We start from the raw sequence: 26,605 nt of genomic DNA on the forward strand, positions 1-26,605 counted from the left end.
GAAGGAGCTACCCCCATGAACACGATCTTCCGTAAGAGCATGCTGTCTGTTGCTGGTCTCGCGTTCGCCGGTGGTGTGTTCGCCGGTCCGATCGCCGCCCACGCCAACCCGGTCGATGCCAAGCCCGTCGCCGTTGCTGTGCAGTCGGCAGCGCCGAAGCCCCAGGGCGAGCAGTCCCACATCAGCCTGAACGACGAGCAGACCGCCAACGTCAAGGCGATCATCGCCGCGACGAAGAAGGCCGGTCTGCCGGAGCGGGCCGCGGTCATCTCGATCGCGACGAGCCTGCAGGAGTCGAAGCTGGAGAACCTGGGCCACCTCGGCGACATGAACGACCACGACTCGCTGGGCCTGTTCCAGCAGCGCCCCAGCTCGGGTTGGGGCACCCCGGAGCAGATCACGAACCCGGAGTACTCGACGACCGCGTTCCTCAAGGGCTTGAAGCAGGTTGACGGCTGGCAGGACATGGCGCTGACCGACGCCGCGCAGACCGTGCAGGTATCGGCCTACCCGGACGCCTACGCCCAGTGGGAGCAGCAGGCCACCGACCTGGTCGGTCAGCACTGGAACAGCTGACCCCCACCACAGCAAGCCAGCACCACCGCACGACCGCGCCAAGGCAGCACCGCACACAGCACCACAGCACGACACCGACCGCTGGCCGGCACCCCCAACCCGGGGTGCCGGCCAGCGGCCTTTCCGTTGGAGCCAGACGCTGGCCGCCGGACGCTGGCCGCCGGCCGCCGGACGCTGACCGCCGGACGCCGGCCGCCGGACGCCGGCCGCCGGACGTTGGACGCCGGACGCCGGACGCCGGACGTTGGACGTTGGCCGCTGGACCCCAGACGCCGGACCCCGTTCCCAGAACGGGAGATCCCGCGGCGCCGGAGCCCTCACGGGATGTGAGTCGCGCCATCCAACCGGCATCTGCCCGCGAATCTTGGACACTTTCCGTTCAGCGCGAACGGAAAGTGTCCAAGATCTGTGGAGATGCGTCACCACACGCCGCGCGAGCCACCCCGCAGCGGTCAGAAGAGGACTGTGGCCAGGGTGCCGATCGGCTGGAAGCCGCAGCGCTCGTAGACGCGGCGGGCCGGGAGGTTGAAATCATTGACGTACAGGCTGACGGTGGGGGCGACCCGCAGCAGCGCGTCGCGGACCACGGCTGCCATGGCGGCGGTGGCGATCCCCCGGCCTCGCCACTCCGGTGCCACCCAGACGCCCTGGACCTGCGCCGTCCGCTTGGTCACCACGGCCAGCTCGGCCTTGAACACGACCTTGCCGTCGATGACGCGGGCGTACGCGCGACCGGTCCGGACCAGGTCGTTGACCCGCCGGCGGTAGCTGCGGCCGCCGTCCTCGGCCAGCGGGGAGACGCCGACCTCTTCGGTGTACATGGCGACCGCCGCCGGGAAGAGCCGGTCGACCTCGCCGGAGCGAACCTGGCGTACCTCCGGATCGGCCGGTACGGGCGGCAGCGTGTCGGTGACCAGCAGTGGCTGATTGGGGCGAACGTCTCGCGCTGGCCCCCAGGTGTCGGACAGGCGGTCCCACAGCCCGAGGACGGCATCGGCGCGGCCGACGATGGAGGAGCAGAGCCGCTCCTCGCCCGCGAGCAGGTCGGCGAAGGCAGCCACCGCGGCGTCACTGGCCAGCACCGGGGTCAGGTTGCCGCCGAGCCAGCAGAGTGACTCGAGGTTGCGGCGAGCCCCGTACCCCAGGATTCTGCCCTCGGCCCGCCACCAGGAGAGTCCGCGCGCGGCGATCCGCTCGGCGACCTGCGCGCCCGCGAACGGGTCATGATCGAGCAGTCGCTCGACCGCGCGGCGCTCCGATTCCCCCAGTTGGCGTACCGGCACCGTCAGCACGACTATCAGCCTGCCAGATCGACCCCCCGCTCCGCCGGTCGAGTGCCGAGGCCGGCACCGGTTCTGCGGGCCCACTGATCGGCCGGGTCCGCCCGGCCCACCGGACGACCGGGGGCACCAGGGCCCCGAGCAGGAGAAACAGGGCACCGAGCACGAGCCAACCAGGTACGCCCCAGCCGAGTGCGAGGCTGGTCACCACCACCGGTGCGAGCATCTTGCCCAGTTCGTAGCCCATGCCGTAAGTCCCCTGGTACTGCCCCTGGGCGTCCGCTGGTGCCAGCCCGAAGGAGATCCCCCAGCCGGCGGCGGAGTGCCACAGCTCCCCGGTGACGTGCGCGAGTGACCCGAGGCCGAGCAGGCCCACCGCGCCAGCGGTGGGCACCGCGCCGCTGGCGGCGAAGAGTACGCAGGCCAGGGCGATGGCCACGCCCGCTCGGCGGGCGGCCCGGGCGGCTCCGGGCAGGGTGGCGGCGGTGCCCGCGGCCCGTACCTGAAGGAGCACGACCAGCACTGTGTTGACCAGCGTCAACGCGGAGATCATCCAGGCGGGGGCCCGGGTGTGGCCGGCGATCCACAGCGGCAGGGCGATGGTGAGCAGGCTGAAGTGCATCGACATCAGCCCGTCGACCAGTGTGAAGGCGAGGAACGGGCGGTCCCGTAGGGCGACCAGCCGAGGGCCGTGCGTCGGGGCGGCGACCGGGGCGACGGCGGGCAGTCGGAGAAACACCACCGCTGCGGCCAGTGAGGTCGCCGCCGAGGCCAGGATCAGCGCGACGTAACCGGTTCGGGTGTCGGCGGCGATGGCGAAGCCGCCGAGGACGGCGCCGACGGAGATCCCGACGTTGGTGGTGGCGCGTAGGTAGGCCCGGGTGCGGACCCGCTGGTCGGCTGGGACGGCTCCGGCGATCAGCGCGCCGCGGGCACCGCGCTCAACCGCGTCGGCGAGCGCGGTCGCCGCTCCCACCAGCACGAACGTGGGGAACGACCGGACGGCGATCAGGCCGATGGTCAGGGTGCCGGCGACGAACAGCGCGCCGACCTGCACACCGCGTGGGCCGACGCGGTCGGCCAGGTAGCCGCTCGGGGCGCTGGCCAGGACACCGACCAGGGCAGAGATGGTCAGCCCGATGCCCACCTGGGTGGCCGACAGGCCGACCGACCGGGTGAGGAAGAGCGCGCTGGCGACGAGCCAGAGGCCCCGCCCGACGGTCTTGACCAGAGTGCCGAGGGTGAGGACCCGGGCCGGACCCGGCGGGGGAAGCAGGCGCATGACCGACACCGTAGCAAGACGTACGTACGGTTTGGTAGATCGGGGTTGTCGGCGATGCATTGCCGATATATCGTTGATGCATCAGCGATAGTCCTACGGAAGGAAGAACCCGATGAGGTTCCACCGACAGCACCACCCGATGCACGAAGCGCGGATGCGGGGGTTCGGCTTCCCGCCGGTTCCGCCCGGTCCGCACGGCCACGAGCACGGACACGGCGGCCCCTGGGGCGGCCGGGGCCGTGGACGGGGTCGGGGCCGACGCCCCAACGTCCGAGCCTCCGTGTTGGCCCTGCTCACCGAGCGGCCGATGCACGGCTACGAGATGATCCAGGAGATCGACTCCCGCACCGGCGGTGCGTGGCGGCCGAGCCCCGGCTCGATCTACCCCACCCTCCAGCTACTGGAGGACGAGGGCGTGATCGTCGCCAGCACCGAGGAGTCCGGTGGCGGGCGGAAGCGGTTCACTGTCACCGAGGCCGGTCAGGCGGAGGCCACCGAGGCCGCGCAGACCCCACCGTGGGCGGACGTCGCCCAGGGCACGGTGAGCAGCTGGCACGACATCCGTGACTCGGGCGCGCAGGCGATGAACGCGCTGCGCCAGGTGATGATGAACGGCACCGACGACCAGCGTGAGCGGGCCGCCCAGGTGCTCGACGAGACCCGGCGCAAGCTGTACGCGATCCTCGCCGAATCCGAGTGACGCCGGGCCGGCGCCACGGCACACCAAGGCACGGCGCAGCACTCACGGCACGGGCAGCACAGCGCGAGAGCGCAGGATCAGCACAAACGCACAGCGGCCGTTCCCCGCACGGGGAACGGCCGCTTTTTCCAAACGGAAAATCAGTGCACGGTGACGGTCGGGCCGGTGACCAGCCCGCGCAGCTCCTCGGGGAGCTCGGCGCCCATCTCGTCGGCGATCCGCAGCGCCTCCTCGATCAGCGTCTCCACGATCTGCGCCTCGGGCACCGTCTTGACGACCTGCCCCTTGACGAAGATCTGGCCCTTGCCGTTGCCGGAGGCGACACCGAGGTCGGCTTCCCGGGCCTCGCCCGGACCGTTGACCACGCAGCCCATAACGGCGACCCGCAGCGGCACCGGCAGCCCTTCCAGGCCGGCGGTGACCTCCTCGGCGAGCTTGTAGACGTCCACCTGGGCCCGGCCGCAGGACGGGCACGAGACGATCTCCAGGCCCCGCTCACGCAGGCCGAGGGACTCCAGGATCTGGTTGCCGACCTTGATCTCCTCGACCGGCGGGGCGGACAGCGACACCCGGATCGTGTCGCCGATCCCCTCGGCCAGCAGGGCGCCGAAGGCGACCGCCGACTTGATGGTGCCCTGGAACGCCGGCCCGGCCTCGGTGACGCCGAGGTGCAGCGGGTAGTCGCACTGCTCGGCGAGCTGCCGGTACGCCCGGATCATCACGACCGGGTCGTTGTGCTTGACCGAGATCTTGATGTCACGGAACCCGTGCTCCTCGAACAGCGAGCACTCCCACAGCGCCGACTCGACAAGCGCTTCGGCGGTGGCCTTGCCATACTTGCTCAGCAGGCGCTTGTCCAGCGATCCGGCGTTGACGCCGATCCGGATCGGCACCCCCGCCGCCCCCGCGGCACGAGCGATCTCCTTGACCTTGTCGTCGAACTGCCGGATGTTGCCCGGGTTGACCCGGACCGCCGCGCAGCCGGCGTCGATCGCGGCGAAGACGTACTTGGGCTGGAAGTGGATGTCGGCGATCACCGGGATCTGCGACTTCTTGGCGATCGCGGGCAGCGCCTCGACGTCGTCCTGGGACGGCACCGCCACTCGGACGATCTGGCAGCCGGACGCGGTCAGCTCGGCGATCTGCTGAAGGGTCGCGTTGATGTCGGAGGTGAGGGTCGTGGTCATCGACTGCACGGACACCGGCGCACCACCACCGACCGGAACCGAACCGACCATGATCTGGCGGCTGGCCCGACGGGGAGCGAGCGGCGGGGGCGGCACGGCGGGCATACCGAGACTGATAGCTGTCACTTCAGGCACTCACCTTGAGAAGAGCGTGATGGGGTTGACGACGTCCGCGGCGATGGTCAGCAGCGTGAACGCGCCACCGATCAGGATCACCACGTACGTGAAGGGCATCAGTTTGAGGTAGTCCACCCGGCCGGGGTCGGCCCGGCCGATCCGACCGTAGACCCAGGAGCGGGCCCGTTCGAACCAGGCGATGGCGATGTGGCCGCCGTCCACCGGGAGCAGCGGCAGCAGGTTGAACACGCCGATGAAGAAGTTCAGCGACACGAAGAGCATGAAGAAGACCAGCCAGGCGTTGTTCTCCACCGCCTCGCCGCCGAGTCGGCTGGCGCCGACCACACTGATCGGGGTGTCGACGTCCCGCTCGCCGCCGGTGAGGGCGGTCCACAGGGCGGGAACCTTCTGCGGGAGGCGCTGGAGCGCCTGGGCGGTGCCGACGGCCAGCTGACCGGTGAAGTCGGCGGTGGCGCCGAAGGCGCCGACCGGGCCGTACGTCACGCGGGTGGGCGTGCTGGGGACGAGCCCGACACCGAGCGCGGCCACCGGCGCGGCGGCGCCCTTGGGGTCGTCCAGCGGCGGACGCTGGGTCTGCGCGAGCACCGTGCTGGTGGTGCCCGGCTGCCCGTCGCGGACGTACGCGATCTGCGCGGTGTCGCCCGGCTTGAGCCCGCGCAGCGTGGTGAGCAGGTCGCCGTAGGAGTTGATCGGGGTGCCGTTGACCGAGGTGATCCGGTCCCCGTTGCGCAGTTGCGCCTGGGCGGCCGGGCTGGCCGCGTCGGCCGGGGTGCACGCCCGCACCGCGTTCTCCGGAACCACGCACTCACTGAGCTGGATGACGGCGGGCTCCTGGCGGGCCTGCGCGTCGGTGGTCGGGAAGTCGGGGTTGGGCAGGCCGGCGGAGACGGCGAGGATCCAGATGGTGACCAGGGCGAGCGCGAAGTGCGTGATCGACCCGGCGGCCATCACGATCGTCCGCTTCCAGACCGGGTAGCGCCACATCACCCGCGACTCGTCGCCCGGCTCGACGTCGTCGTCCTGCGGGGTCATCCCGACGATCTTGCAGAAACCGCCGAGCGGAATGCCCTTGACGCCGTACTCGGTTTCGCCGCGCTTGAAGGACCAGAGGGTGGGGCCGAAACCGACGAAGTACTTGGTGACCTTCATCCCGAACATCTTGGCGGTCAGCAGGTGCCCCGCCTCGTGCAGACTCACCGAGATGAGAATGGCCAGGGCGAAGAGGACCACCCCGAGCAGGTACGACATCAAGCTCCTTCCACCGAACCCGCGATGATCTCCTGCGCGTGCGCGCGTGCCCACGACTCGGCCGCGAGCACGTCCTCGACGGTACCTGGTTCGTCGAAGTCCGGAGCCTCCTCCAACACGCGTTCGAGGGTGTCGACGATGCCGAGGAACGGCAGTCGGCCCGCCACGAACGCGGCCACGCACTCCTCGTTCGCCGCGTTGTAGATCGCCGGGCGGCTACGCCCGGCCTCCCCGGCGGCCTTGGCCAGCGCGACGGCCGGGAACGCCGCGTCGTCGAGCGGCGCGAACTCCCAGGTGTGCGCAGCCGTCCAGTCGACGGCGGTGGCGGCCTCGGGCACCCGGTCCGGCCAGCCGATGCCGAGCGCGATGGGCAGCCGCATGTCCGGTGGGCTGGCCTGGGCGATCGTCGACCCGTCGACGAACTCGACCATCGAGTGGATCACCGACTGGGGGTGCACCATCACGACGATGTCGGCGTAGGGCACGTCGAACAGCTCGTGCGCCTCGATCACCTCAAGCGCCTTGTTGACCATGGTCGCGGAGTTGATCGTGACGACCGGCCCCATGTTCCAGGTCGGGTGCGCGAGGGCCTGCTCGGGTGTGACCTGCGTCAACTCGTCGCGCCGTCGACCCCGGAACGGGCCACCGCTGGCCGTGACGATCAGTCGACGCACCTCACCGCGCGAACCCGAGCGCAGACACTGGGCCAGCGCCGAGTGCTCCGAGTCGACCGGAACGATCTGCCCCGGCCTCGTCACAGCGGCCTTGACCAGCGGGCCGCCGGCCACGAGCGACTCCTTGTTGGCCAACGCGAGAGTACGACCACCGCGCAGCGCGGCCAGCGTAGGAGCAAGGCCCAGCGAGCCGACCACCCCGTTGAGCACGATGTCGCACGGCCACTGGGCCAGCTCGGTCATGGCGTCCGGGCCCGCCACGATCTTGGGAAGCTTGAAGTCACCGGTGGCCCACCCACGCCGGCTCGCCTCGGCGTAGAACGCGAGTTGCAGATCCTGCGCGGCGGAGGCCTTCGCCACCCCGACCGCCTCGACGCCCAGTTCGAGGGCCTGCGCGGCGAGCAGCTCGACGTTGCCGCCGCCCGCACCCACGGCGACCACCCGGAACCGGTCCGGGTTGCGCCGGACGATGTCGATGGCCTGGGTGCCGATCGAGCCGGTGGAACCGAGCAGAACAAGGTCGCGGGGGGTAGTCACCCGGCCATTCTTCCCCACCCTCGCTGCACGCTCGCTGGGAGCCTCAGCCCTCCCCCTCCGACGACGCTTCGGGCAGTGCCTCCTCGCCCAGCAGGTCGGCCGGATCAATGGAGAACTCGAACGGCTCCCGCATGACGAAGCGCGTCCCGGCCGCAGCGGCAGCCACCGGCCGGTACTCCCCCTCGGTCAGCTCGTACAACGCGATGGTGGGCACCCGATTGCGCAGGTCGACCCGGAGGAAGAAAGGCACGCGTGCGGCGGCGTACTCACGCGGGCGGTCGATAATGTCCTTGCGTCGGTTTCCGGGGGAGACGATCTCCCCGAGAAGCACGGCGTGCCCGATGTCCATCGTCGTGCGACCGCCGCCGGGCGCCTCGAGAATGACGATGTCCGGGATGAAGAGATCCTGGCCCGAGACGATGTTCGTCTCAAGATAGAGCCACAGCTTCGCCCGACGGGCCGCCTGCTTGAGGAGATAAGCCAGGCCCAACTCCGCGTCCTGATGGTCGTACCCGGCATGTGGTGTCACGACCACGCTTCCGCTCAGGACCTCAACCTTGGGGCCGTTGGTCTCCGGCAACAGGTCGAGGGCGAGCTGCGCAGTCCAGGGTTCGTCGTGCCACCGCAGTACGTCGAACGACGGCTCGGTGTGCTGCGGCGCCGGCTCCGGCGCGAACGCTGCCTGGGTCATCCGGGCTCACCCCCTCAGCGGACCATCCTGCTCACCTCAGCCTAGTCGCGCCGCCCCGCCCGGTACGGCATCGCACACACGGTGCGACAGATTGGGATATCGGCCTGATCCCCAGGTTCCGGCGGCGTTCAGACCGGGGCGACGCAGAACACGACGTCGAGGTAGTCGGAGCGTTTTGTCCAGTTCGAGTAGTGGTAATCCATGAAGCCGGGTGCCTGGGCCTCGCACACCGCATCGGCCTGCGCCTCGTCGGCGACGGCCTGTTCGATGCGAGCCAGCACGCGCCACGTCCCGGGACCACACGGGGAAATCTCGTACACCACGGTGGCCGCGCCACCGACGTTGCGCACACACTGGCCGGCCTGCACGAACTGCTCGTCGCCGCTCGCCGTGGCGGTGGGCGTGGCCACTGTCGGGCTCGCTCCCGCGCTGCTCCGCGCCTCTGGCGTGCCGCGCGAACCGGCCCATTCGATCACCTGGAACACCACGCCCACGATGCCGGCGATCGCGGCAGCGGCACCCAACCAGCGCAGTAGGGCCCGCAGCGGCCGGCTTGTGGTGGACCCGGTTTCGTCATCCATGCTCGCCTCCGACCCTGCTGCCGGGCAGCCACCGCGATCGCGGCTCCGATCCACCTTCCACATTGACAGGTCGGCACGAGGCACGTCACGCACCCTGGATCGCCACCAGAGGCAGCACGACTTCCGCTGCCCGACCTGTCGAACCAGGTCAACTGCCGTCCTCGACGATCATGACCGGTTCTACCCGTCGGCGGCGGCGTCGGATGTCCGACTAACGCCACTACCCGGCAATGATCGACTCGGGTTCACAGAAGTCGGGGTGTCCGCAGCGTGCAGACACCCCGACTTCACTGAATCCTGTTGATCAAGCGCGATCGTCGATCGGGGACCGCCGGAGCGGCCCCCGATCAGGGCTAGCCGCCGTTGATGACGAACTGCGAGCCCGGCTGAATGACGATGTTGCCGTCGGCCGAGTTCGTGATGGTCACGTTCGTCAGGTTGGCGTTGCCGCGCGCGCCGCTCATCGCGAGGATGCCGGCACCGTTGACGGACCTGTCGATCCGCACGTTGGTGATGGCGACGTTCGGCATGTTGCCGCCGCCGTTCTTGAACTGGATGCCGTCGTACGTGGAGTCGATGATGTCGGTGTCGCGGATGGTGACTCCGACGATGTCTCTGGTGGAGGGGAAGAGGGTGATGGCACCGAACTCCTGGTCCTCGTTCCAGAAGGCGCCGCCGGTGCGGTAGAGCCCGTTGTTGGCGATCAGCGTCGTGCCGGAGAACGGCAGCGGGTCGTGGTCGGTCGCCAGCATGATGCCCGGGTAGTTGGCGGTGTCGTAGATCAGGTTGTTCTCGATCGAGTTGTCGTAGCCGCCGTAGATGGCGATGCCGTTGGCCCGCCAGGGCAGCTGGATGGTGTTGTTGACGAAGTGGTTGTCGTGGGCGATGTCGACGTTGCGGTCCTTGACGTACGGGTTGGCCCAGACGGCGAGCGCGTCGTCACCTGTGGTGCGGAAGGACGAGTTGAACACCCGCGAGTTACGCGTGCCGTTGCTGAAGTTGATGCCGTCGGCGTACGTGTTGCGGATCCGCATGCCGGTGAACTCCAGCCCGTCGGCCGGCCCCCACAGGTCGGGGATGTTGTCGTAGTCGCGGCCCACCCAGACACCCACGTTGGCGTGCTCGATCCAGACGTTGCTGATCTTCGTGCCGGTGCCGAAGCGACCGTTCAGACCAACGCCACCCTCGGCGTTGCCGTCACCGCCCCGGATCCGACCCGAGCCGAAGATGGCGATGTCGGAGATCTGGGTGTTCTTGTCGATGTCGAAGCCGAAGTTGCCCTCGTGCGGGTGGTTGATGCCGCCCACCACGTTCTGCGGCTCGGTCAGCGTGTAGAGCTGCGAGTGCCACATCCCGGCGCCCCGGATCGTGACGTTGCTGATGCCGACCTGGTTGTGCGTGCCCCGGTTCAGCGGGTCGTCGGTCAGGATCTTCTGCTCCTGCCGCCACTGCCCGGCGGGGATCCAGACGCAGCTGATGACACCGTTCTGGTCGTCGGTCACCGCACGCTGGATCGCGGCGGTGTCGTCGATCCCGTCGTTCGGGACCGCACCGTACGAGGTGATCGAGGTGCAACCGGCCGGCTGGCTCGCCGCCGGCGCCACCTGCTCCAGATCGATCGTGTCGATGACGTAGAAGGAGGCGGTGTCACCCGAGTCGCGCTGCAACTTGAACCGGGTGCCGGCCGGGTACGACTGCGCCAGCAGCGCGTTCGACTCGTCGAAGAGCCGTCGGGCGTCGGCCTGCGGGGTGTTGGTCAGCGCCTCCGGCCCGTCGGTGTTGCCGTAGAGCCAGCTGTGCTTCGACGACAGTGTCAACTTCCGGGAGAAGACGTCGTTGACGTAGAGGCTGATGGTCGCCTCGATGCCGCCGCCACCGGGGGCGTCCGGGATGGAGTTACGCACGACTATGGAGTTGGCCTGGTTGGCCGAGGTGAACTCGACGAACTGACCGGTGCTGCTGAGTCGTACCGACTTGCGGCCCGAGGACTCGCTGGCGAAGTTGGTGTGCCCGAAGGTGCGCAGCGGGTCGGCCTCCAGCAGCGTGCCCTGGTAACGGCCGGCCTCCGCCTCGTAGGAGACGTACGGGACGGCGGCCCCACGACCGACCACTATCGACTGACTGAACGAGTTGTTGGTCTCGTTGGTTTCGGCGACCACGTTTGTGGCGTCGGCGGTGGCGGTGATGGTGGCGCCGCCACTGGTGGCGGTCCAGCTACCGCTGACCGCCACGGTGACCGTCGCGCCGGCGGCGATCGAGGCGGTGTTGGTGTTGAGCGTGGTGCTGCCCGCCACCAGCCGGGTGACAGTTGCCGCGCCGGTCGCGGTGGTGCCCCGGTTGCGAACCGTCACGGTGAAGGTGACGGACGCCCCGACGGCCGGGTTCGGCGGGTTCGAGGCGATGCTGAGCACCTGGAGGTCGGGGCCCGGGGCCTGCGCCACCACCAGCGGCGACGCGGCCGTGAAGCTGTTGTTGCCGTTGTTCTGCTCGACGATCGTGTTCGCCGGGTCGACCACCGCCGAGACGGCGTAGCTGCCCATCGGCCGCGTACCCGCGTTGAACGACACTGTGGTCGAGGCGCCCGCGGCGAGCGTGCCCACCGAGGCGCTGCCGACGACCGCGCCGGCCAGGCTGAAGTTCACAGTGGTCGCACCGGCGGCGGCCGAACCGATGTTCTGCACCACTGCCGAGAGGGTGACCGGGGAGACCTCACTGGGCGACGTGGGCGACCAGGTCACCGAGCTGACGACCAGATCCGGGTTGGGTGCCGGGGTGCCGCACACCTCAAGCTCGGCCACCTGGCCGGACGGGGCACCGGTGTTGCCGGTGAACCGCAACTGCACGTCCGCGGTGGTCGCGCTGACCGGGATGGTCACCACGTTGCTGCCCTGGGCGAACTGGTAGGCCGCCGCCGACACCAGACTGGTGTACGAGGACGACGCCTGGTCGCGACCGAGCACCTGGATGGTCTGGGTACGGGTGCCCCAGGCCGGGTCGGGGTTGAGCTTCACAGTGACACCGGATATGGAGTGGTTCGCGCCGAGCGCCACGGTCAGGTTCTGCGGGTAGCTCGCCGCGCCCTCCCAGTAGGTGGTGAGCTGCCCGTCGTTCGCCTTGTCAGGGGTGAAGCTGAAGGTGGAGCCGCTCGCCGTCATGCTCTTGCCCTGCGCCACGTTGGTGCAGGCCGGCGGGTTGCTGCCGGTGCGGGTGACGGTGTTGCTGTTGCCGGAGAGGTTGCCGGCGCCGTCGCGGGCCCGGACGTAGTAGGACACGGTCGCCGTCGCCGGTTGGGTGTCCTGGTAGGTGAGGACGGTGCCGAGCGTGGCGATCAGACTGCCGCCCCGGTAGACGTTGTAGCCGGCGAGCCCGCTGCCACCGGAGTCGGTGGAGGCCCCCCAGTTGAGCGTGATCGTGCTTCCCGACGTGCTGTGCGACAGCGTCCCCGGGACGCTCGGCGCGGTGGTGTCACCGCTGCCGGTACGGGTCACCGTGTTGCTGTTGCCGGAGAGGTTGCCGGCGGCGTCACGGGCCCGGACGTGGTACGACACGGTCGCCGTGGCCGGCTGGGTGTCGTTGAAGGTGGTCACGTTGCCGATGGACTGGAGGAACGCGCCGTTGCGGTAGACGTCGTAGCCGGCGATGCCGCTGCCGCCCGCGTTGTCGGTCGACGCGACCCAGTTGAGGCTGATGGTGGTGCCCGACTGGGTGTAGGACAGGTTGCCGGGAACGCTCGGCGCGGTGGTGTCGGGGGTGGTGCCGCCGCTGCCGTACACCTCCAGCTCGGAGAGCTGCCCGGCCGGCCAGCCGCTGTTGGCGGTGATGGTGATCCGGACGTAGCGGGTGGAGGTCGAGCTGAAGTTGATCGTGACGGTGCTGCCGCTGGCGGGGTTGAAGGTGTACGTCTGCGACCCGACCAGATCGGTGAAGGACGAACCGTTGGTGCTGCCCCGCACGCTCAGCGTCTGCGTCCGGGTTCCCCAACCGGAGGTCGGCAGCTTCAGCACTACCTGGTTGACGCTCTGCGATGAGCCGAGATCGACCTGCACCCACTGCGGGAACGCGTTGTTGACGCTCTCCCAGTAGCTGCCCGCGTTGCCGTCGACGACCTTCGACGAGTCGTAGACGTCGGCGTGGCCGCTCTCCTGGGTGGGACGGCCCTGGGCGAGGTTGGTGGCCGCCGGTGCGAAGCCGGTGCTCGGTGCGGCGGCCGGGTCGGCCGGGCGCGCGGCGGCGGCCGGGTTCGCGAGGGCCGTCGCCCCGGCCGTCGCGATCAGCGCGGCGGCGGCCGTGGCCGCCACCATCCTGAACAGATTCGTTCGTCTCATCACTGTCCTTGTCGTCGGGGGACGGTTGCCGCGGTGGCTGGACCACGGGGGTGGAGGTGCGGCGGTGCAGCGCCGGCCGACGCGAGCGGGCCGGTGTGGGGAGAGACGGGGTGGTACGCGCGGCGCGGGGGCGCCGCTCGTCCTGGAAACACCAGATGGGTACGACCATCAACGGGCCTCCCCAGGAGGCCCGTTGAATCTTCCGAGAGCATGCACAGAACCGTGCACTTCTTTGTCGAAATCTTGCGTTACTTTGGCCCAAAGGTTACTGACGTGCTACGAGAGCGTCAACACTTCGACCACCGTGACTATTGACGGACTTGTCTGCCCTGAGGGCCGCCACCCCTGCCCACCTGCCCACAATTTCGGGGAAGGTGCCGCCTCCCGACGACTGGAGGCCACACCTTCCCCGAAGTTGCACGGATCTTGCGTCAGGTCGTGCGGGAACGATCAGGCATCTGTGCGGTCAGCACGAAGGTCTCCAGCAGCTCCCCGCCATACCAGTCGGTGCGCTGACCGACATGTCTCATGCCCAGCCTCCGAGCGACCGCCATCGACGGCTCGTTGCTCGGCGACACGACCGCGTAGATCTCCCGGGTACCGGCGGCGAACTCCCGGGCCACCGCCGCGTGGGCCGCCTCGGTGGCGTAGCCGTGGCCCCACGCGTCCGGGTGCAGGTGCCAGCCCACCTCGATGTCGTCGGTCCGGCGCGACTCGTCGCGCCCCGGCAGCGGCTTGAGCAACACGGTGCCCACCACCTGACCCGTCTCGCGTACCTCGATCGCCCAGGTGCCGTACCGACCGCCGTCGTCGGCGTGCCGCTCCTGCCAGATCCGCAACCGCTCGACGGCCTGGGCCGGGTTGGTCATCGGCAGACCGGACGCCATACCCAGATAGCGGCTGACCTCGGGACGCGAGTAGATGTCGTAGATCCGGGCCAGATCGGCCGGATCGTCGGTCCAATCGCGCAGGATCAGGCGTTCGGTGGTGAGAACAGTCATGACCGGCGATCTTAAGGAGTGACGGCCCCGGCGACAGGGAAGGAGGATCCGATGGGCAACGGATGGCAGCGCGCGAAACGGATCACCACTGCCGCGTTCCGTCCGGTGCGCGGACGGGACCTGTCGCTGCACGCCGCCGCGATCACCTTCTACGGGGCGATCGCCGTGGTGCCGGTCGCCCTGCTGGCGATCTGGCTCACCGCACTGGTGGCCGGCGCGGACCGGGTACGCCGGCTCACCTCGTACGCCGTGGAGGCCCTGCCCACCGCGATCGGCGCGCCCCGGGCGGTGGAGGCGCTGGTCGACGCCGGGGTGGGGTTGACCCCGTTGCTGGCGCTGGCCTCCCTGCTGCCGGCCTCGCTGTACGGCGAGGGCCTGCGCCGGGCGTTCGTCTCGGTGGCCGCGCCCCGCTCCGACGAGCACCTGGTCGGCTGGCGGGGCCGGCTCCTGCTACTGCCACTGCTCGCGCCGGCCCCCGCGCTGCTGCTGTCGATCCTGCTGGCGCTCCCGCTCACCACCCGCCTCGTACGCCAGGGCGGTTGGCTCGGTGTGCTCGGCGTGGTGCTGTCGTTCCTGGGGGTCTGGCTGGTGCTGACGCCGGTGCTGATGTGGGTGTTCCGGGTCGTCGGGCCGGCCTCACCGGACTGGCTCTCCACCCTCGGGGTCGGGTCGTTCACCGCGGCGAACCTCTCCGGCTTCCTGCACGGCTTCGTGCTCTTCGCCTCGCTCCCGCTGGACCTGGGAGTGCCCTTCGGCGGCTTCGACGACATCGGCGCCGGCGTGGCCGTCCTCCTCTGGCTCTACCTGTTCCACGTGATCGTCCTGGCCGGCTACTCCGCCACCCTGGCCCTCTCCCACTGGCGCACCACCCCCACCCCCACCCCGCCGGGTTGATCAAGAGGTTTGCGTCACCGGGAGGGCACTCCTTGACGCAAACCTCTTGATCACCGGGGGTGGGGCAGGGGGTTAGGGGGTGGAGAGGGCTTCGGTGGGGGTTAGGCGGGCGGCTCGGATTGACGGGTAAACGCCGGCGATCACCCCTACCAGGAGGGCGCCGGCTATGCCGCCTACCACCGCGGTCAGTGGAATCGTGGGCGGCCAGCCCTGGTAGCTGGCGTAGCCGACAGTGGCGAGCACCCCCAGCGCCGCCCCGGCGGCACCGCCGAGGACGCTGAGCAGCACCGACTCGGTGAGGAACTGCACCCGGATCTGGCCGCGGTTCGCGCCGAGCGCCCGGCGCAGGCCGATCTCCCGACGGCGCTCCAGCACCGAGATGACCATCGTGTTGGCCACGCCGATCCCGCCGACCAGCAGGGCGACCGCCGCCAACCCGAGGAACAGCGCGGAGAAGCTGTCCTCGGTGGCCCGTTTCGCGGCGAGCGCGTCGGAGGGGCGGCTGACCTGGACCAGCCCGGGCAACTGCGGGTTGAGGGTGGCCGGCAGCACGGCACGGACGTCCTCCAACGCGTCCTCCCTGGCCCGCAGGTAGACGACAGTGGGGTGACCGTCGAAGCCGAGCATGGCCTTGGCGGCGTCCCACCCGACCAGCACCGAGCGGTCGAGATCCGGGGAGAGCGGCAACGGGTCCAGGATGCCGATCACTGTGAACCAGCGCTCGCCGATGAACACCTGGGGTGGTTGCCGGGGGTCCACAGTGGCGAAGCCGAGCCGGCTCGCCGCGACGTAGCCGAGGACGGCGGTCGGCAGCCCGGCCGAGCCGGCGTCGAGGGCCCGCCCGCTGCGGATCCGGCCGTTGACAGTCCCCAACAGGTCCGGCCGGGACGCGAGCACGGTGAGCCCGGACGTGTCGTACCGGTCCAGCAGGTCGTTGCGGCGCACGGCGGTGTGGGTGTTCGCGACCGCGCTCGCCGTGTGCACCGGCCCGATCCGCGACGCCATGGCGGCGGCGTCCTCGGGCAGGAGGACTGGCGGGTTCTGATCCGGCACGGGCTCGGCCCGCAGCAGGTTGGTGCCGAGGGCGGAGAGCTGGTCCATCAGGTCGCGCTGGCTGGACGCGGGGATACCCACCACGACGACCAACGTGGCAATGCCGATGGAGATGCCCAGGGCGGAGAGGACGGCCCGCATCCGGCGGGTGGTCAGGCCGAGCAGACCGAGCCGGAGTACGTCGGCCGGGGCGAGCCGGGTCGCGCTCATGCCCGGCTCCCGGTGACGGTGTCGGCGACGATCCGGCCGTCGCGGATCTCCACCTGTCGAGGCGTACGGGCGGCGAGATCGCGGTCGTGGGTGATCACGGCGATGGTGGTGCCCTCCGCGTTGAGGTCTGTGAGCAGGGCAAGGACAGCCTCCCCGTTGACAGTGTCGAGGGCGCCGGTCGGCTCGTCGGCCAGCACCAGCGCGGGCTCGTTGACCAGCGCCCGAGCTATCGCCACCCGCTGCCGCTCCCCGCCGGAGAGCTGCTGCGGCAGGTGGTCGACCCGGTGCGCCAGGCCGACCCGGGCCAGCGCCTCGATAGCGGTGCGGCGACGGCGACGGCGGGGCACCCCGGCGTAGAGCAGGCCGGTGGCGACGTTCTCGGCGGCATCCAGCCCGTCGGTGAGGTGGAACTGCTGGAAGACGAAACCGAGCCAGCGGCCCCGCAGCGCGGAGAGCCGACGGTCGGACAGCGCGGTTACCTCCTGCCCGGCGACGCGTACCCGACCGCTGGTCGGCAGGTCGAGGGTGCCCATGATGTTCAGCAGCGTGGACTTGCCGGACCCGGAAGGCCCGACGATGGCGAGCATCTCGCCCGCCCGCACGGTCAGTGAGACGTCGTCCAGGGCGGTCACCCCGCCGGGGTACGTCCTGCTCACCCCCTCGACGTTCAGCACCGCTTCGGCGATCACGAGGCCGTCACCACGTCGAGGCCCTCGGTCACACCGGTGCCGCTGACCTCGACCAGGCCCCGGGCGAACATCCCGGTCTCCACGGCCACCAGCCCACCGTCGGGCAGTTGCAGCGCATGCCCGCCCTCGCGGAGCGCCACCAGTGCGCCGACCGGCACCGCGAGCACGCCCTTGTGGACGGCGGTGGTGAAGCGGACCTGCACCGTGGCCGCGTCCAGCTTGGCCACGTCCGCCGCCCGGGTCGGTGCGACGAGGACGTCCACCGTTGGCGGGCTGCTCTGCCCGGTGCCGCCGTCCGACCCGCCGCCGCGAACCGTCTGCGAGATCGAGACGACAGTGGCCGGGATCTCGGAGCTGTCCGGCAGGGCGACGACGACGGCGGCACCCACCGTGATGGTGCCGACCTCGGTGGCCCCGACCGGCACGGTGACCAGCTTGACCTTCTCGGTGACGGCCAGCAGCTCACCGGCCACCGGGTCACCGGGCAGCGCCTTCACCGCGCTGACCCGGGCCGGTCCGGTCAACACGGCGACCTGCCCGACCCCGATCGCGCCGGTGGGCTCCAGGCCGAGGGCCTGCTGCCACTTCTTGATCGCGCCGACCAGGGACTCGGTGAGTAGAGCCTGACCCGTGCCGATCTTCGTGCCGTCCTTGCCTCGGGACGGCTGCGACCCGGTGCCGAATCCCAACGCTCTGAGGTTGTCCGACACAATCCGCACGTCACTGCCCACCAGTCCGGGTTTGTCGAGCGTGCGGAAGAGCGGGGTCCCGCCGAACAGCACCGGCACCGGTCGGTCGTCTACCCAGTAGAGCGACTTGCCCCGGGCCACCGTGTCGCCCACCTTCGGCAGCCGGGTGACGACGCCCTCCCCGGCGCCCTTCACCAACCGCTCCGGGCCGAAGCCGAGCGTCCCGTTGAGCGAGCGACTGTCCGACAGGTCGGCCCGGGTCACAGTCGTCGTGGTCACCGGCGGCGGGGCGCTCGCGACATCACCGCCGGGGTGACGCCGCAGCGCCAGCGCCCCGACGCCGGCACCCACGGCGACCACCAGGGTCACCACCGCCACCACGATCGCGGTACGCCGGGTCGTCCGCCGACCAGGATCGTCGGTCGGCTTACTTCTGGGCACCGAAGATCTCCATCGTGCATTCCCTCTCGACAGTGGCCAGGGCGGGACCCTCAAGGCCGCCGGCGGGGTCGGCGACCCCGTCGTCGTAGGTCCAGCCGGAACCGTCGGGCAGCGAGTGGATCTTCATTCCTCGTCCACGCAGGCACTGGACGTAGTCGTTCCACTGGCTCACGTAGTTCGGGTTCTTCTCCGGGTCCAACTCCGGCGGCTGGAGCGGCAGCTTGTTCGCGCACGCCACGTACGCGGCCTTCGGCTCCCCGCTCTGGTCGAGGGACAGGCCCGTACCGTCGCCCACCGGGCCGGGTTGTGACCGGCCGTCGTTCAGCTTCACGCCGTTGTCATGCAGGCAGATGTTGTACGCCCCCCAGAGCCGCTCCTCCTCCTCGTCGGTCATGTCCAGGCGTAGCTGCGGTCGACCGTTGGCGGCACCACCCGCGGGGGTGGCGCTCAGCGGGGCGGACGGGGTGACGAGCGACGCGACGTCACCGCTGGCGGCGTCCTTGTCGGCGCTGGACGCACCGCCGCCGCAGCCGGTGAGGGCCACGGCGAGCACTGTGACCGCGGCGAGCCCGGCGGCGACGCGATGGGTTGAGTTGGTCATGGCGTGCAGCTTCACGGCCGGGTGTCAGAGACCTGTAAGAAACCGGTCGTCATCCGATAGCCCCAGCTCAGCGGCCGTACTGGAACCCGTCGGGGCCACGTACAGTCGCTGCCGTGTGTGCGTACGTGCTGGTAGCCGAGGACGACCGGAAGCAGGCGGAGCTGGCGCGCCGGTATCTGGAACGCGAGGGGCACGAGGTGGTCGTGGTGGCCGACGGGCGGGCCGCCCTGGAGCAGATCCGGCAGCGGCCCCCGGCGCTGCTGGTCCTCGACGTGATGATGCCGAAGGTCGACGGTCTGGACGTCTGTCGCATCCTGCGCCGGGAATCCGACCTGCCGGTGCTCATGCTGACCGCCCGGTCGACGGAGGACGACCTGCTGCTCGGCCTCGACCTGGGCGCGGACGACTACATGACGAAGCCGTACAGCCCGCGTGAGCTGGTCGCCCGGGCCCGCAGCCTGCTGCGCCGGGGCCAACGGACACAGGCGGACCCGGTGCTGCGGGTCGGCGCGGTGCACGTCGACCCGGTGCGCCACGAGGTACGCAGCGACGGACGCCTCGTCGACTGCACACCTGGTGAGTTCCAGCTGCTCCAGGCGATGGCCGCCCAGCCCGCCCGGGCGTTCACCCGGGATCAGCTCCTGGGCTACCTGCACGGGTTCGACAGGTACATCACCAACCGGACCGTCGACGTGCACGTGATGAACCTCCGCCGGAAGATCGAGCCGAACCCGCGCAAGCCGGCCCGGTTGGTGACCGTGTACGGCATCGGATACAAGCTGGTCGAAGAGTCACCCCGTGTCGGGTGAGGTCCCGCTGCGCCGCAGCCTGCTGCTCCGGCTGCTGGCGCTGGCCGTCCTCATCGCCGTCGGCTCGATCGCGGCGACCGCGTGGCTGGCCGTCCGCACCACCACCGGGGCGATCCGGCAGGAGCAGGGGCAGGCGCTCGCCGACGACGCGCGCATCTACGACACAGTGCTCGCGTACGCGGCGACCCACCCGAACTGGGACGGGGTCGACGCGGCCCTTCGGCCGCTCGCCCAGGACGTCGGCCGGCGGATCGCCCTGACCACCGAGACCGGTGCGCCGATCGCGGACTCGGCCCCCGGCGCCGGCCCGTTGCCGGCGACGTCGTCCGCGATCGTCGACGCGCTCGCCGTCGACACCGCCCTGATGCCCGGCACCACACTGCCGGGCAGCGGTGACGGCGGCACCAGTCGTATCGACCCGCGCACCACCGGGCCGTACCTGCTCCCGCCCGAGGAGCGCGCCGCGCTGCGCGACAAGGCGGCCACGGCGGTCCAGTGTCTGCGGCTGCGGGCGCAGATCGACGCGGCCGTCGTGGACGGCCCCACCGGCCGTCCACGGATCGACACCCCGGGCACCGACCTCGCCGACAGTGCCGTCTGCGGCCAGCCGAGAGAGGAGCTCGCGACCCGTACGGCCACCGAGGGCAAGGCGCTCGCCCAGCTCAACGCCCTGGTGAACACCTGCCTGGCGCGGCGGCGCCTGCCCGCCGTGCAGGTGGACCTGAACTGGACCTGGACGAGGCAGCCGGCGGCCAGCGCACCCGACTCCCGCAGCGCGGCCGGTGTCGACCAGGAGCACAACCGGGCGATCAGTGCCTGCGTCGGCACCAGCCGACGCGAACAACTCCTCCCGTACGTCGCCCCGGCCGCGACCCTCTTCGTCACCGACCCGGGCGGTCGTCCCTCGACCACCTTCGACCTCTCCCCCGCCAACCAGACCCGCATCGTCGCGGTCGCCGGTCTCGTCCTGCTGGTGACGATCGGCTTCACCGTCCTCGCCGGCATCCGGCTGACCCGGCCGCTGCACGCGCTGACCGGGGCCGCCCAGCGGATGCGCGACGGCGACGGCACCGCCCGGGTCCGGGTGACCGGCCGCGACGAGATCGCCCGGCTGGCCGAGGCCTTCAACGACATGGCCGAACGGCGCGAACGGCTGGAGCAGCTACGCCGGGCCATGGTCAGCGACATCGCCCACGAGATGCGTACGCCGGTGAGCAACATCCGGGGCTGGCTCGAAGCGGTCGAGGACGGCGTCGCGGCTCCCGACCGCAGGCTGCTCTCCTCACTGCTGGAGGAGGCGACAGTGCTCCAGCACGTGATCACCGACCTGCAGGACCTGGCCGAGGCCGACGCGGGCGCGCTGCGGCTGCACCGTGAAGAGGTTTACCTCACCGACCTGCTCGCCCAGGTCGCGGAGGCGCACCGGGCCCAGGCCGACCGGGTCGGCGTCACCATCACGGTACGCACCGAGGCCGACCCGCAGGTGGACGCCGACCCGGTGCGACTCCGCCAGGCAGTCGGCAACCTGGTCGCCAACGCGGTACGACACACCCCGTCGGGCGGGCGCGTGACGCTCAGCGCCAGCGCGACCGACGCCGAGGTCATCGTCTCGGTGACCGACACCGGCAGCGGTATCAGCGCCGAGGATCTGCCCCGGGTCTTCGACCGCTTCTGGCGGGCCGAGAAGTCCCGGAGCCGGCAGACCGGCGGCAGCGGCCTGGGCCTCGCCATCGTGCGCAAGCTCGCCGAGGCCCACGGCGGCACGGTCAGCGCCACCAGCATCCCCGCCCAAGGCTCCACCTTCACCCTCCACCTACCCCCACCCCCACCCCCAGCCCCCACCCCAGCCCCCGCCCCAACCCCCGCCCGACTCCGGTGATCAAGAGGTTTGCGTCACCAGCAGGCCGCCGAATGACGCAAACCTCTTGATCACCGGGAGCGGAGGCAGGGTGGGGCAGGGGCGGGGCGGGGCGGCAGGGGAAAGGCGGGTGGGGAAGGGTGGGTGGGGAGCGGAAGGGGTGACCTGGGCTGGTGGGGCGGACTAGGCTGCCGCGGCATGAGCAGTGAGATTCCGGCCCGCGCCGACGTCGTGATCGTCGGTGCCGGGCACAACGGTCTGGTCTCCGCGGTCCTGCTGGCCCGCGCCGGCCTGGACGTCCTCGTGCTGGAGGCCGCCGACGTCATCGGCGGCGCGACCCGCACCGAGAACCCGTTCCCGAAGGTGCCGGGGCTGCGCCACTCCACCGGGTCGTACCTGCTCGGGCTGATGCCCCCGGAACTGCTCGCCACGCTCGACGTACGGATCCCGGTGCTGCGCCGCGACCCGCACTACTTCCTCCCCACCCCGGGCGGCCTCGGCTCGCCGTACCTGCTCTTCGGCAGTGACACCGCCGCCACCCGGGCGCAGCTCGCCGAGTTCTTCTCCCCCGCCGACGTGGCCGCCGACGACGCCATGCAGGCCGAGCTGGCCGCGCTGCGGGAAGACCTCGCCCCGGCCTGGCTGGCCGAGCCGCTGAGCGTCCAGGAGACCGCCGAGCGGCACGTCCGCCCGGCCCTGCGCCAGGTCTTCGTCGACCTCGTGCAGGGCTCGGTCGCCGACTACCTGGCCCGGTTCGAGTTCCGCTCCGAGCTGCTGGTCAGCATGTACGCGGTCACCGACGGCCTGTCCGGGCTCAACGCCGGCCCGGACGACCCCGGCACCGGCCACAACTTCCTCGTGCACAACATGTGCCGACTGCCCGGCTCCGGCGGCACCTGGATGATCGCCGAGGGTGGGATGGGCACCGTCTCCCGGACCTTCGCCGAGGCCGCGCGCGCCGCCGGAGCGACAATCCTGACCGGTACGCCGGTGCAGGCGGTGACAGTGGACGGCGGCGCGGCGAGCGGAGTGGTGCTGACCGACGGTCGGGAGGTCGCCGCCCGGGTGGTGCTCGGCGCGTGTGACCCGTACCGGTTGATGGACCTGTTGCCCGACGGCGCGCTCCCGGCGCGGCTCGGCGAACGGATGGCGGCGGTCCGCCGGCCCGGCACCACCCTCAAGCTCAACCTGGCGCTCACCGGGCTGCCGCGCTTCTCCTGCCTTCCGGACGGCACGCCGAGCCCGTTCGGCTCGACCATCCACCTGCTGCCCGGGTCGGCGTCGCTGGTCGGCGGGGCGGAGGCATCGCCGATGACCGCGCTGCGCGCCATGTGGGCGGACGTGCAGGCCGGGCTGCTGCCGGCGGAGCCCACCATCGAGTGGTACCTGCACACCACCGTCGACCCGTCGCTCTCCGACGCCGCCGGGCACCACTCGTCGGCGCTCTTCGTCCAGTCCGTCCCCTACGAGTTGGCCGGCACCACCTGGGACGCGGAGCTGCCCGGGTACGTCGACCGGCTGATCGGGATCGTCGAGCGGTACGCCCCCGGCACCGCCGACCTGATCGCCGACGCGGTGCCGCTGCCCCCGCCCGGGATCGAGGAGCACTTCGGGATCACCGGCGGGCACATCCACCACGTCGACAACACCGTCTCGTTCACCGACCGGATGCCCTACGCCACCGGTATCGACGGTGTGTACGCGGGCAGCGCCGGCTGCCACCCGGCCGGCAGCGTCATCGGCGCCGCCGGCCACAACGCCGCCCGCCGCATCCTCACCGACCTGTCGGCCTAACCGGGACCCCCCAGACCTCCGTTGATCATGAAGTTATTGCCTGCCATGGCGGCGTGTCGGGGCAATAACTTCATGATCGACGAGGGCGGGGTCAGATCACGGCCTCGCCTGCGGGGGCGGGGGTTTCCGCGTCTACCCGGTGGGCTCGCACCTTGTGGCCGACGCTCGTCAGGCAGCGGCCGCTGGGGAGGTCGAAGCGCCAGCCGTGCAACTGGCAGGTGAGCTGGTCACCGTCGACGATGCCGAAGCGGGTCAGGTCCGCCTTCAGGTGCGGGCACCGCCGCTGCACCACCCAGTCGCCCAACGTGATGTCCTCGGCGTCGGTGCTGCGTTCGTGCTCGTCGTACCAGCCCTCGGCGTACTGGAGCCGCTCCTCGGAGAGGCACTTGAAGAACGCGTAGACGAACTCGTTGTACTGGCCGATCCGGGCCGCCGAGAACCGGCAGGACAGGAAGAGCGAGTTGACCCAGTCCACCTCGTCGATGAAGAGCAGGTGTTCGATCAGCGACCGCTCGGTCCGGAACCGGTAGCGCACCTTCTCGTCCGCGTACGGCCGGACCTCCTTGCCGGGGAAGTCCACCACGATCGACTCGACGCTTTCGCCGTCATACCCCACCAGGTCGAAACGGACCGGGCCGCCGACCCCCTTGGCCAGGTAGATCGACTCGTCGAGCAGCGGCTCGATCCGACGCTTCATCTCGCCGAGCACGTCCACTTCGGGGTGCCGCCAGGACGCCTTCTCCGCCTCGATGATCGGGCGCTTGCGCTCCCGCATCTCCTCCAGGTGCGCGACCTTGTTCGCGAAGAACTCCTGCACCGGCACCGGGTGGGTGGTGCTCGCGCCCTCGGTGGTGACCTCGGCGACGCTGCCCGGCAGCAGCACGATCCCGTTGGTGCCGCCGACCTTGGCGTACTCCGACAGGAAGACGGACTGGTCGGGGAAGATGTTGCCCTCGTCGCCGTGGATGTCGTTGAACTGCCACAGGGCGTCGTCGAGGAAGCACGGCGGGCCGGCGATCGGGAAGACGTGCGACGCCTTCAGGTCGTCGATGTACCGCCAGGTCCTGTCGAACTGCCGGTCACGCTTCTGCTTGCCGAACGCGGTCTTCGCCGCCTGCGGCAGTTCGTAGACCATCGGGTACCAGATCGCACCGGAGAACTGGAGCAGGTGCGCGTGCACGTGCCCCAGTTCGGCGAAGACGCTCAGGTCGGTGGGGCGGGCGTCGTTCTGGTTGAGCAGCCGCACACCCTCGTACTCGACCCAGAGCGAAGAGTCGCCGATCGGCCCGTCGGTCGGGCTGGTCAACGCCTGAATCATGATCTTCAGGCCGCCGGGCAGCTCCACCACCTGCTCGTTGGGCGCCTTCAGGAACTTGGTGAAGCCCAGCGCCCGGAACTCGTCCTCCATCTCTGAGGTGGGGAACTCGGGGAGCAGGACCGTGGCGTCCTTGGAGACGAAGTCGCGCAGGTGCTTCGCGTCGAAGTGGTCCCGGTGCAGGTGGGAGACGTACAGGTAGTCGACCTGGCCCAGGCTCTCCCAGTCCAGCAGTGAATTATCCGGGAACGGGAACCACGACGCGAAGTAGGCCGGGTTGACCCACGGGTCGCACAGGATGCTGCCCGCGGCCGTGTCGATCCGCATGCTGGCGTGCCCGGTTCCGGTCACTCGCACCGCACAGTCCCCCTCAAACAGACAATCAGGTGTACGCCAAACGCTACCGGAGCGAGTCTGACCGCCGCCCCGCGACGCCGGTAGTGCCGTCCAGCCCGTGTGGGGCAGGGCCGATGGCCAGGAAACCCCCACCCCACCGCACCGGGTACGAGGCGTGCCAGACTAACCAAAGATCCGATCGCGAGGGAAGGACCGACAGTGGCAGGAAGCGAGCCGGTAACGTCGCCAGACCAGCACAAGCCCGGGCACCGCAAGGCCGGGCAGATCGGCGCCGTGCTGTCCGCACTGGCGCTGCTGGCGATGATCTGCGGCAACCACGAGGGCAGGGTCGAGGACATCTGGCTGATCGGCCTGGCCGCGCTGCTGCTGATCATCGTGATCGGCGACATCGTGTTGCGGCGCAGCGGCCTGCGCTCCTGACCCGACCCACCGCCGGACGACCGGCCGACGTACGCCGAGGGCCCGCCCCCACCCGGGGGACGGGCCCTCGTCCGTATCGCGTCGGGGTCAGCGCCCGAAGAGGATGTCCTGCACGTCCTTGAGCGCGGCGTCGACCTCGGCCTCGAAGTAGCCACCCGGCACCAGGCCGAACCGGAGCGTGTCCAGGTCCTTCGGGTCGACCGGCATCGGGTTGCGGCGCTGCATGCCACCGAGCAGGGTGTCGAAGAACCGGTCCACCTGGTCGGGGTCGTACCCGCTGCCGAACCGGCGCACCTGGAAGCTACGACGGATCTGGTCCACCCGGTACAGGTCGCTGCCGGGCGGACCGGCCATCGGCGGACCACCCATCGGCGGGCCACCCATCGGGGGGCCGGCCACCGCGGGCGGACCGGCCATCGGCGGGCCACCCATGCCCTGCTGCGGCAGCGGAGGCGGACCGGCCGGACCACGGCGCATGTCGCGCAGATCCCGCTCCGGCATCCGGATCTCGGCCGTCATGTCGGCGCGACCGTGTCGCCCGGCCTCGAAGCCGTCGAAGCGCGGCTCCTCCGGCGGCGGCGGATAACCGCCGGGCGCGCGCTGGTCGTCGGCGCCGTACCCGCCGCGCTGATCATCCTGGCCGTAGCCACCGGGTGAGCGCTGGTCGTCCGGGGGGCCGTACCCGCTGGGACCGGCGGGCAGGCCGCGCTGCGGCATGCCGTGGCCACCCATCGGGCCGGGGCCCATCGGGCCACCGGGACCCATCGGGGGGCCGGCCGGGCCACGTGGCGCGTCGTAACCACCGCCGCGGGGGGCGTCGTACCCACCGGCGAAGGCACCGGTCGGCTCGTCGTAGCGGCCGTAGGGCGGGCCAGCCTGCGCGGGCATCGGCCGGGGCGGCATCGGCTGCGGGACCATGCCCCGGTCATCACGCATCGGCGGACCCATCCGGTCCGGTGGGCCCATCCGGTCACCCATCCGGGGGTCGCCACCGCGTCCGGCGCTGTTGCGCTCCTCCAGCTCGGCCAGCTGCCGCTCGACCCGGTCCAGGTGCAGGTCGACCTGCCACTCGTCGTAGCCGTTGAAGCGGACCCGGAAGACGACGTCATGAACCTCCTGGGAGGCCACCGGGGCACCGACCTGTCGGCCGTCGAGCGTCGCCTCGACCCGGTCGAGGAAGGCATCCACCTCGTCGACCTTGTATCCCCGGCGGAGCGCCTTGCGCCGGAAACGCTGACCCTGACTCGCCACTATG

At 70.6% G+C, this 26,605-nt stretch carries 22 protein-coding genes; 7 read left to right on the plus strand and 15 right to left on the minus strand.

The features are described 5' to 3' along the window. Window positions 1–15: 15 nt before the first annotated feature. Window positions 16–576, plus strand: coding sequence for a hypothetical protein (locus GUI43_RS24120; RefSeq protein ID WP_112699850.1), 561 nt, complete (start codon window positions 16–18; stop codon window positions 574–576). A gap of 452 nt (window positions 577–1,028) precedes the next feature. On the opposite strand, the gene GUI43_RS24125 is transcribed toward GUI43_RS24120, so the two are convergent. Together GUI43_RS24125 and GUI43_RS24130 are read right to left on the minus strand one after the other, a co-directional pair. After that, window positions 1,029–1,868 carry a GNAT family N-acetyltransferase gene (locus tag GUI43_RS24125; protein ID WP_112605905.1) on the minus strand — a complete coding sequence of 280 codons (840 nt, stop codon included), beginning with the start codon at window positions 1,866–1,868 and terminating at the stop codon, window positions 1,029–1,031. Beyond that, the gene (locus GUI43_RS24130) at window positions 1,798–3,138 is read right to left on the minus strand and encodes an MFS transporter (protein WP_112699868.1); all 1,341 of its coding nucleotides are present in this window, start codon (window positions 3,136–3,138) and stop codon (window positions 1,798–1,800) included. Before GUI43_RS24130 ends, GUI43_RS24125 begins: the two co-directional genes overlap by 71 nt. A gap of 112 nt (window positions 3,139–3,250) precedes the next feature. On the opposite strand from GUI43_RS24130, the gene GUI43_RS24135 reads away from it, so the two are divergent. Continuing rightward, complete coding sequence (locus tag GUI43_RS24135; RefSeq protein ID WP_091400331.1) at window positions 3,251–3,838, plus strand: PadR family transcriptional regulator; 588 nt, start codon at window positions 3,251–3,253, stop codon at window positions 3,836–3,838. Between the two features lie 140 nt (window positions 3,839–3,978). Here the strand turns inward: GUI43_RS24135 and ispG are convergent, their stop codons facing one another. The 7 genes from ispG to GUI43_RS24170 all read right to left on the minus strand — a co-directional run bounded on the left by ispG (window position 3,979) and on the right by GUI43_RS24170 (window position 14,220). Further along, window positions 3,979–5,151, minus strand: a complete 1,173-nt coding sequence (ispG, locus tag GUI43_RS24140) for a flavodoxin-dependent (E)-4-hydroxy-3-methylbut-2-enyl-diphosphate synthase (protein WP_112588507.1) — start codon at window positions 5,149–5,151, stop codon at window positions 3,979–3,981. A 9-nt stretch (window positions 5,152–5,160) separates the two neighbouring features. Further along, window positions 5,161–6,411, minus strand: a complete 1,251-nt coding sequence (locus GUI43_RS24145) for a M50 family metallopeptidase (RefSeq protein WP_112605908.1) — start codon at window positions 6,409–6,411, stop codon at window positions 5,161–5,163. Further along, window positions 6,411–7,622 carry a 1-deoxy-D-xylulose-5-phosphate reductoisomerase gene (gene dxr / locus GUI43_RS24150; protein WP_112605911.1) on the minus strand — a complete coding sequence of 404 codons (1,212 nt, stop codon included), beginning with the start codon at window positions 7,620–7,622 and terminating at the stop codon, window positions 6,411–6,413. The genes GUI43_RS24145 and dxr overlap by 1 nt, the downstream gene beginning before the upstream one ends. 43 nt (window positions 7,623–7,665) lie before the next feature. Continuing rightward, window positions 7,666–8,313, minus strand: coding sequence for a Uma2 family endonuclease (locus GUI43_RS24155; RefSeq protein ID WP_112699851.1), 648 nt, complete (start codon window positions 8,311–8,313; stop codon window positions 7,666–7,668). Window positions 8,314–8,441: 128 nt separating this feature from the next. Next, window positions 8,442–8,894 carry a hypothetical protein gene (locus GUI43_RS24160; RefSeq protein ID WP_112605914.1) on the minus strand — a complete coding sequence of 151 codons (453 nt, stop codon included), beginning with the start codon at window positions 8,892–8,894 and terminating at the stop codon, window positions 8,442–8,444. A 353-nt stretch (window positions 8,895–9,247) separates the two neighbouring features. After that, a complete protein-coding gene (locus GUI43_RS24165) occupies window positions 9,248–13,219 on the minus strand; it encodes a CARDB domain-containing protein (RefSeq protein ID WP_112699852.1) in 3,972 nt (1,323 codons plus the stop codon). 431 nt (window positions 13,220–13,650) lie between these two features. Then, a complete protein-coding gene (locus GUI43_RS24170; protein ID WP_112605921.1) occupies window positions 13,651–14,220 on the minus strand; it encodes a GNAT family N-acetyltransferase in 570 nt (189 codons plus the stop codon). 51 nt (window positions 14,221–14,271) lie between these two features. Here GUI43_RS24170 and GUI43_RS24175 point away from each other — a divergent pair, with 51 nt between their 5' ends. Next, entirely contained in the window at window positions 14,272–15,114 is an 843-nt protein-coding gene (locus tag GUI43_RS24175) for a YhjD/YihY/BrkB family envelope integrity protein (protein ID WP_112699853.1), read from the plus strand. Between the two features lie 72 nt (window positions 15,115–15,186). Here GUI43_RS24175 and GUI43_RS24180 read toward each other — a convergent pair whose 3' ends face one another. Genes GUI43_RS24180 through GUI43_RS24195 form a run of 4 tightly spaced genes read right to left on the minus strand, consistent with a single transcriptional unit; the run spans window position 15,187 to window position 18,797 of the window. After that, on the minus strand, window positions 15,187–16,377 hold the full coding sequence (locus tag GUI43_RS24180) for an ABC transporter permease (RefSeq protein WP_112699854.1): 1,191 nt from the start codon (window positions 16,375–16,377) through the stop codon (window positions 15,187–15,189). Continuing rightward, window positions 16,374–17,063, minus strand: a complete 690-nt coding sequence (locus GUI43_RS24185) for an ABC transporter ATP-binding protein (protein ID WP_211326753.1) — start codon at window positions 17,061–17,063, stop codon at window positions 16,374–16,376. The genes GUI43_RS24180 and GUI43_RS24185 overlap by 4 nt, the downstream gene beginning before the upstream one ends. Continuing rightward, a complete protein-coding gene (locus GUI43_RS24190) occupies window positions 17,063–18,196 on the minus strand; it encodes a hypothetical protein (protein ID WP_112699855.1) in 1,134 nt (377 codons plus the stop codon). Before GUI43_RS24190 ends, GUI43_RS24185 begins: the two co-directional genes overlap by 1 nt. Beyond that, complete coding sequence (locus GUI43_RS24195; RefSeq protein ID WP_112605933.1) at window positions 18,183–18,797, minus strand: hypothetical protein; 615 nt, start codon at window positions 18,795–18,797, stop codon at window positions 18,183–18,185. The genes GUI43_RS24190 and GUI43_RS24195 overlap by 14 nt, the downstream gene beginning before the upstream one ends. A 113-nt stretch (window positions 18,798–18,910) precedes the next feature. Here GUI43_RS24195 and GUI43_RS24200 point away from each other — a divergent pair, with 113 nt between their 5' ends. The 3 genes from GUI43_RS24200 to GUI43_RS24210 all read left to right on the plus strand — a co-directional run bounded on the left by GUI43_RS24200 (window position 18,911) and on the right by GUI43_RS24210 (window position 23,258). After that, window positions 18,911–19,606, plus strand: a complete 696-nt coding sequence (locus GUI43_RS24200) for a response regulator transcription factor (protein WP_181518693.1) — start codon at window positions 18,911–18,913, stop codon at window positions 19,604–19,606. Then, a complete protein-coding gene (locus GUI43_RS34970) occupies window positions 19,596–21,485 on the plus strand; it encodes a HAMP domain-containing sensor histidine kinase (protein WP_283016241.1) in 1,890 nt (629 codons plus the stop codon). Before GUI43_RS24200 ends, GUI43_RS34970 begins: the two co-directional genes overlap by 11 nt. Window positions 21,486–21,662: 177 nt before the next feature. Next, window positions 21,663–23,258, plus strand: coding sequence for a phytoene desaturase family protein (locus GUI43_RS24210; protein ID WP_112699856.1), 1,596 nt, complete (start codon window positions 21,663–21,665; stop codon window positions 23,256–23,258). Window positions 23,259–23,349: 91 nt separating this feature from the next. Here GUI43_RS24210 and GUI43_RS24215 read toward each other — a convergent pair whose 3' ends face one another. After that, window positions 23,350–24,930, minus strand: a complete 1,581-nt coding sequence (locus GUI43_RS24215; RefSeq protein ID WP_091400310.1) for a Rieske 2Fe-2S domain-containing protein — start codon at window positions 24,928–24,930, stop codon at window positions 23,350–23,352. Window positions 24,931–25,128: 198 nt separating this feature from the next. Between GUI43_RS24215 and GUI43_RS24220 the strand changes: the two genes are divergently transcribed. Then, window positions 25,129–25,350: a DUF2631 domain-containing protein gene (locus GUI43_RS24220; RefSeq protein WP_036412111.1), complete on the plus strand. Its 222-nt coding sequence runs from the start codon at window positions 25,129–25,131 to the stop codon at window positions 25,348–25,350. A gap of 87 nt (window positions 25,351–25,437) precedes the next feature. Here the strand turns inward: GUI43_RS24220 and GUI43_RS24225 are convergent, their stop codons facing one another. Further along, window positions 25,438–26,601, minus strand: a complete 1,164-nt coding sequence (locus GUI43_RS24225) for a DivIVA domain-containing protein (RefSeq protein WP_112588480.1) — start codon at window positions 26,599–26,601, stop codon at window positions 25,438–25,440. Window positions 26,602–26,605 lie beyond the last annotated feature (4 nt).

Origin of the sequence: Micromonospora noduli (assembly GCF_003264365.1) — a bacterium.
GTDB lineage: Bacteria > Actinomycetota > Actinomycetes > Mycobacteriales > Micromonosporaceae > Micromonospora > Micromonospora noduli.

Excerpts from the sequence above, each read along its gene's own strand:
- GUI43_RS24130 (WP_112699868.1), bottom strand. The coding sequence starts at position 3,138 with ATGCGCCTGCTTCCCCCGCCGGGTCCGGCCCGGGTCCTCACCCTCGGC.
- GUI43_RS24175 (WP_112699853.1), top strand. The coding sequence starts at position 14,272 with ATGGGCAACGGATGGCAGCGCGCGAAACGGATCACCACTGCCGCGTTC.
- GUI43_RS24180 (WP_112699854.1), bottom strand. The coding sequence starts at position 16,377 with ATGAGCGCGACCCGGCTCGCCCCGGCCGACGTACTCCGGCTCGGTCTG.
- GUI43_RS24160 (WP_112605914.1), bottom strand. The coding sequence starts at position 8,894 with ATGGATGACGAAACCGGGTCCACCACAAGCCGGCCGCTGCGGGCCCTA.
- GUI43_RS24210 (WP_112699856.1), top strand. The coding sequence starts at position 21,663 with ATGAGCAGTGAGATTCCGGCCCGCGCCGACGTCGTGATCGTCGGTGCC.
- GUI43_RS24155 (WP_112699851.1), bottom strand. The coding sequence starts at position 8,313 with ATGACCCAGGCAGCGTTCGCGCCGGAGCCGGCGCCGCAGCACACCGAG.
- GUI43_RS24165 (WP_112699852.1), bottom strand. The coding sequence starts at position 13,219 with ATGAGACGAACGAATCTGTTCAGGATGGTGGCGGCCACGGCCGCCGCC.
- GUI43_RS24120 (WP_112699850.1), top strand. The coding sequence starts at position 16 with ATGAACACGATCTTCCGTAAGAGCATGCTGTCTGTTGCTGGTCTCGCG.
- GUI43_RS24145 (WP_112605908.1), bottom strand. The coding sequence starts at position 6,411 with ATGTCGTACCTGCTCGGGGTGGTCCTCTTCGCCCTGGCCATTCTCATC.
- GUI43_RS24195 (WP_112605933.1), bottom strand. The coding sequence starts at position 18,797 with ATGACCAACTCAACCCATCGCGTCGCCGCCGGGCTCGCCGCGGTCACA.
- GUI43_RS24135 (WP_091400331.1), top strand. The coding sequence starts at position 3,251 with ATGAGGTTCCACCGACAGCACCACCCGATGCACGAAGCGCGGATGCGG.
- GUI43_RS24170 (WP_112605921.1), bottom strand. The coding sequence starts at position 14,220 with ATGACTGTTCTCACCACCGAACGCCTGATCCTGCGCGATTGGACCGAC.